2 protein-coding genes are annotated in these 4,516 nt (G+C 63.8%); both read right to left on the bottom strand.

All coding sequences use genetic code 11. The features are described 5' to 3' along the window. Positions 1-108: 108 nt before the first annotated feature. Positions 109-600, bottom strand: coding sequence for a hypothetical protein (locus ACFWN1_RS31880; RefSeq protein ID WP_384369785.1), 492 nt, complete (start codon positions 598-600; stop codon positions 109-111). Positions 601-602: 2 nt separating this feature from the next. After that, entirely contained in the window at positions 603-3,875 is a 3,273-nt protein-coding gene (locus tag ACFWN1_RS31885) for an RHS repeat-associated core domain-containing protein (RefSeq protein ID WP_384369788.1), read from the bottom strand. Between the last annotated feature and the right edge of the window lie 641 nt (positions 3,876-4,516).

The following is a 4,516-nucleotide window of genomic DNA, read 5'->3' on the forward strand; positions in this document are numbered from 1 at the left end:
CGAGATACCTCGTGGGGCCGCCGGCGTCCGGTTGCGTTGCCGTCAAACGCTCCTGAAGCCCCACCCGAACACCTAGCGTTGAATCTCAGGAAGGCCACCGGGGTGGTTCTACTCAACAAACTCCGGGGAGAGCCAGAACGAGATCAGTTCCGTACCGTTCAGGCCAAGACAAACGCCATCGGCGATCTCTACCAGTCTCTCGGGAATCCGCTGATCCCGTACAATTTGAACCAATCCCGAACTCTCATCAAACAGAACATGCCAGTTTGATCGAGCGATCGCTACGGAGATACCTGCTTCAAGCGGAGGATCGTCCAGTTCCACTGTCACGCCGCCACTCGCGGATATTGGCAGTTTCAATTCCGCTCGCTGCCACGATTCCTTCGGCAAGTAACCCCATACATAGAGGGCGCGGCCGCTATCGACCGCAACCTCCAACTGAAGGGTGTCAGCGACGAGACTCGTTCTGCCCCCGCCACCTTCTAGCCGAGCTAGGTCATCAAGGCTCTGCGGCTGGAAGGTGAACCCTCGATCCGACTCAGAGTAGCGAAGCGTGCCCGCCAGTGGGTTCGCTGCTTCAGTGCTAAATTTGTGCGCCATTTCTACCTGACGAAGTTGAAGTGGAGGATGGTGTTGGTGTTGGTGTCGACAACCAATTCCCAGGTGCCGGATTTTCCATTCATGGCACCTGGAGTGTCCCACCTGACTGCCCCGGTAGCCCCTCGCGGGTCAAGCTTCGGCGCGCTTCCTTCCATGATTTCGCGGACGACCTGTGTGGAACGCATGTACGGCCGCGCCACTCTGCTGTCCTTGGTGACGTCGTCGAAGTGATTCGCCACCGTCCGAGTCATCTTCAGATCATTTGCATTGATCTTAGATGTCAACGCGGCCGCGTCACACGACCCAGAATTGTGGACCAGTACCGGCGTCTCCCCCGCCAGCACATAGTACGTATGCAGGCCGTCCACGGTGAGGTTGTACGTACGGTACCGGCCGGTGAACGCATGGTTCCTGGCGACGACGGCCGTATGGCCGCCCTCAACCTGAAGGGACATGCCCGGCGTGAGGCTTGCCGCCTCGATCCAGCGTCGTTCCGACGGCGACCAGAACGGGTGCCCGTTGGTGGCGGTCAGTTCTTTCATGCCGTCGGCGGTGACGATGGACAGCTTGTTGAATCGCTTGTCCTTGTCCGTGATGATCAGCCGGGTGACTTTTCGGCTGCGGGTTTCTCCGGTTTCTGGGTCGGTTGCGAGTACTCTGTCTCCAGGTTTGATCTTTTCGATGTTTCTGGCTGTCCGGTCGGACATGAGGACTTTGGTGCCTGCTCGGAAGCACATGCAGTCTTTGAGCAGCGTGCGAACGGTTCGGCCGGTTGTGGCGGCCTCCATCGCTGCGCCCTCCATTACGGCGCCCTTGGCGGCTACTCTGCTCCAGCCCACTTCGAGGAGTATCAGAATGTCGGTGACAACTGCTTCGACGCAGTCACCCTTGCCTGTGATGCAGTGGATGTTGGCGTCGATGCCGAAGGGGTCGTTCCCCGGTGAGTCGAGCGCGCCGGCTTTCGCGGCTACCGTGCAGAAGGAGCCGTAGTGGCTGTCGCTGGGACTGGTTCCCTGGCACAGTCCGACTGCCCATTTTTGCAGTGCTTCGTCATAGGTGTCGCCGGGGAAGAGTATTCCGCGGGAGACGAGTTCCGCTTTCGTGGGAATGGGCACCCCTGCGACCTTGGGGCGACGCTTCTCTGGGCCGCTCCTGCTTTGGGTGATGGTGCTTGTGGTGCTTGTGGTGTTGCGGGTTTTGTTGCCCTTCCAGTCACTCGTCTGATTTCCATCGTGGTCGTAGCATCCCTCGGTGGTGCAGCCGGGGCCGTTTTCCGGTGTCCAGACGGTGCCCGGATTGTCCACACTGCAGCCGTCGCAGAAGAGGCCGCTGGGGTCGCTGGAGGTGACGGGGTTGTTGCCGGCGTAGCTGTAGCCGTTGAGGGACTGGTGCTGTTCGGGGGCGAGGATGGGGTCGGTGCTGATGAACTGGCCTGCGGACGGGTCGTATTCACGCGCTCCGACGTGCGTCAGGCCCGTACCGGCGTCCGCCGATTTCCCGAGGAATCCCTTGTCGTCCGGCCAGACGCCGATGGTCTGGCCTCTGGGATTGCCGAAGGGGGTGCTGTAGCGCTTGGTGAGGGCTTGGGCGGAGTCGCCGGCGATCGATATGGAGCTGGTACCGTGCTGGTCGCCGGCGAGGAAGGAGAGCTTTTCGGCGCCGGATTCGTTGGTCCGCAGGGCTATGGTCGCGCAGGCCGCACCGTAGTAGCGGTTGGCCCACTTCTTTCCGGTTTTGAGGTGGACCTCGGTGGCGCCGAGGTAGAGGACGGTCTCGCCGCTGGGGGCGTTGTCGCGGCGGATGAGGAGCTGGCCGTCGGCGTCGTACAGGTAGTTGGTCGCTGTCGCGGTGCCGTCATCGGTGAGGCGGGCGAGCTTGCCCTCGGCGCTCCAGGCAAGTGTCTGAGCCTTGCTGGAACCGGCCTTCTGGACCCGGCGTGTGGTGTTGCCGGTGTTGTCGTAGGCGTATTGGGGCGCGAGTCCGGTGCAGTTCCCGGTCGTGGTGGTCGCGATCAGGGCATGCGGTCGGGCGGTGTCGTAGCAGGATGTCGTCGTGACGGGGGTGCCGGTGTTCTGCTTCTCTGTTTTGCGCTGGCCGGAGGCCGTGTAGGTGTAGCTGGTCCAGTACGGCGCGGGGCCCGAGAGGTTGGACGTGGTGCGGCCGGAGGAGGCGCAGTCCGTGGTTTTGGGGGTCCAGGCCTCGGTGAGGCGGCGGTACGCGTCGTAGCTGAAACACTGGTTGTCGGTGCCTGTTGCGAGGTTGGCGGCGTCGGTGATGGAGGTGACGTTGCCGGCTTGGTCGTAGGCGTAGGTGAGGTCTTGGACCGGTCCGCGTGTCTGGTCGTCGACGGCGGCGTTGGTGAGCCTGCCCGTTCCCTTCTCGTAGGTGTTGGTGACGAAGACCCGCTTGGTGCCGGTCGCGGGGGAGGGGCCGAGCTGGAGCTGGCCGACTTGCGCCAGCGCGGTGTAGTCGGTTGCCAGGAGGTAGCCGGACGCGCCGGAGAGCTCGGTGGGCAGCCCCTGGCTGTTGTAGCGGGTTTCGACGGTCTCGGAGCGCAGGCCGCCCGCGGCGGGCTCCTTGGTGGTCCCGACTCTCCCGTCGAGCCGGTAGGTGGTCTCGAAGGCGATGGTGGCGGTGACCGCGCCCGAGGTGACCAGCGGGTCGTCACTGGGGAGGGTGAGGCTGGTTGCGGTCGGCCGCCCGAGGGTGTCGTAGGCGGTGACCTGCTTGGTGTAGGCCTTGCCGGTCTTGCCGTTCTCGTAGCGGGTGGAGGCGCTGGGAGCGCCCTTGAGGAGGGTGTCGTACGTCCAGGCGGAGAGCTGGTTGGCGTCAGTGCGGGAGGTCTGCCACAGGCCGGTCCGTCTGCCGAGCTCGTCGTAGCCGAACAGCAGGACCCTGTTTTCGGCGTCCTTGGTGGTGTCGACCTGGTCGAGTTCGGTGTAGCTGGTGGCGGTGGTTCCGCTGTCGGGGTCGGTCTGCTTTACCTGGCGGCCGAACAGGTCGTAGTCATAGGTCCACTTGGCCGCGTCGGGGCCGGTGATGAGGGAGGGCTTGCCGTCCCGCGTGTAGTCGTAGTGGACCTTGGTGTAGGAAGTGGTCGAGGTGGACCCGTACTGGGTGTCGCTGGGCTGGGTCCCGGCGTAGGTGCGGGTTTCGGCGGTGCGGCCGAGCGCGTCGGTGATCGTGCGTGTGGCGGTGCTGCCTTGGACGGCTGTGGTGGCGGTGGAGTCACCGGTGTAGCTGGTGGTGGTGGACCACTTCTTCACGCCGTCCACGAGCAGAGTGCTGCTGGTGGGACGCCGGGCCCCGTCGAACTCTGTCTCGGTCTGGGTGGCTCCGCCGTAGGGCACCTGGGCGTAGGTGCTGGTGGGCGTGTTCTGGTTGTCGTAGACGTCGTCGAAGGTTTCGTAGGCCAGGCCGCGGCTGTCGTAGCGCGTGTCGGTGAGGATGCGGCCGCCACGTATGGCCCGCTGAGCGGACTGCCCACCAGCACCGATACGAGAACAGCTGAAGCCGCTGCCCAGGACACCTTGCGACGAGCCCCCCGGAAGCTCCAAACCGTGCGTCTTTCCCCGCCCTCCACAACCCACCCCTATCTCACATGATCACCACAGGTAATGCACATGACATAGGGCTGCGGCAACGACTGTCAAGGGAAAAGTGAGGAGATCCTGCTGCCCGATTTGCGGCCCCAGCGATCCGTGTCCGACTCCAGCGCTGCCGGTCGGACCTGCTAGTACTACAGGGCTAGATCTGGATCATCTGGAGCTGTAGCCGCCTTCGGATGTGGTGCCGTCGTGCTTCCGCCTGATGTGCACGCTGCCAGGTCGACCAGTGAAGTCCCTGGTCGATGGCGGTGTGTGTCAGGCCGATCAGGTTGAACCGCCGCCGGACCTCGGCGACGGTCAGGGCCGCG

Origin of the sequence: Streptomyces sp. NPDC058459 (assembly GCF_042721685.1) — a bacterium.
GTDB lineage: Bacteria > Actinomycetota > Actinomycetes > Streptomycetales > Streptomycetaceae > Streptomyces.

Coding starts and splice junctions, on each gene's coding strand:
- ACFWN1_RS31880 (WP_384369785.1), bottom strand. CDS start 600: ATGGCGCACAAATTTAGCACTGAAGCAGCGAACCCACTGGCGGGCACG.